1 pseudogene is annotated in these 454 nt (G+C 68.7%); it reads left to right on the top strand.

From position 1 onward, the window contains the following. A pseudogene (locus AAH991_RS40270) lies at positions 1-454 on the top strand (DNA-directed RNA polymerase subunit beta); the annotation flags it as partial.

Below are 454 nucleotides of genomic sequence, written 5' to 3'. Positions count from 1 at the left end.
CGAGGACGGCACCCCGGTCGACATCGTCCTGAACCCGCTGGGCGTTCCCGGCCGGATGAACGTCGGCCAGGTGCTGGAGACACACCTCGGGTGGATCGCCGCCCGCGGCTGGGACGTCTCCGGTATCGAGGAGGCCTGGGCCGAGCGCCTGCGTGACAAGGACATGGACAGGGTCGAGCCCTGGACCAAGGTCGCCACGCCGGTGTTCGACGGCGCCCACGAGGAGGAGATCGTCGGCCTGCTGAACAGCACCCTGCTCAACCGGGACGGCTCCCGCATGGTGGGGGAGAACGGCAAGGCCCGGCTCTTCGACGGCCGCTCCGGCGAGCCGTTCCCGCACCCGATCTCGGTGGGCTACATCTACATCCTGAAGCTGCTGCACCTGGTCGACGACAAGATCCACGCTCGGTCGACCGGCCCGTACTCGATGATCACCCAGCAGCCGCTGGGTGGT

It is taken from the genome of Microbispora sp. ZYX-F-249 (genome assembly GCF_039649665.1).
GTDB classification, from domain to species: Bacteria; Actinomycetota; Actinomycetes; order Streptosporangiales; family Streptosporangiaceae; genus Microbispora; species Microbispora maris.
This window is presented reverse-complemented; position numbering and strand designations above follow the sequence as displayed.